1 protein-coding gene is annotated in these 873 nt (G+C 62.9%); it reads left to right on the top strand.

Annotation, left to right across the window (positions count from 1 at the left end):
* Positions 1 to 465: 465 nt before the first annotated feature.
* Positions 466 to 861, top strand: a complete 396-nt coding sequence (locus MTQ12_RS14795) for a hypothetical protein (RefSeq protein ID WP_247619224.1) — start codon at positions 466 to 468, stop codon at positions 859 to 861.
* Positions 862 to 873: the final 12 nt, after the last annotated feature.

The raw sequence follows: 873 nt of genomic DNA, 5'->3' as shown, positions 1-873 counted from the left end.
CCGTCCGATGGACTGCTCACTGACTTTCTCCTTGCGTGCCGCTTCGGCGATGGACATCTCGCCGGCCAGCACGCTCAGCACTATCCGGGTCTTCTTCTCCGCCGGAATCGAGGGTGGTCTACCCATGTCTGACTCTCCTTCAGGACCTACATAACGGCCCTGCCACTAAGTCTGACGCGCGACATCCGGAACCTACGAACGTCAATGAGCGGGGTACGTTCCCGCGACTCTCGCACGCCCGCGGGGGGACTTCCACCGCTCAGCTACTTCGTGTCGGGTCGGTTAGGATTGTGGGCGAGCCGGGAGAAGGCAGCTAGGGTTCCGCCCCAGCCGGCTGGGGGTCTGTGACCGAGCGCTGCAGCTTCCGCCGAACAGGCGGGAGGGCACCTATTGGCACAAAATGCCCGAGGGGGATGGCTCAGCGCCAGCATGCGCGCTGACTGTCCCTTGACCTCGGAGGTTGTTGTGCTCGTTGACCAGTTCGATGTTTTTCTGCTTGATCTTGACGGCGTGGTTTACGTCGGAGACACCTTGCTTTCCGGCGTGACCGAAGCCTTGGCCAGCCTGCGGAGTCGGGGCCGGGTGGTCCGGTTCGTGACCAACGATCCCCGCCCGTCCCGCAAAGACGTCGTCCACCGTCTGGGCCGCCTGGGCGTGAGGGCCACCGTCGAGGAGATCGTATCTTCCGGGTGGGCTACGGCGTGCTGGCTGCGCCAGCAGGGCATTACCCGCGCCTATGTGGTGGGCTGTCAAATCCCGGGTTTAGTTGAGGCTGAACGGTTGTTCTGTATTCAGGCTGCGTTGCCGATGGTCTGGTTCTCGGCGAAATGTGTGGCCTCGATCTCGGCAGGGGTCTGGTAGTCGAGCATGGAA

It is taken from the genome of Brevibacterium sp. R8603A2 (assembly GCF_023072605.1).
Classification (GTDB): Bacteria; Actinomycetota; Actinomycetes; order Actinomycetales; family Brevibacteriaceae; genus Brevibacterium; species Brevibacterium pityocampae.
The sequence above is the reverse complement of the archived record's forward strand: the minus strand, read 5'-3'. Positions and strand labels throughout refer to the sequence as shown.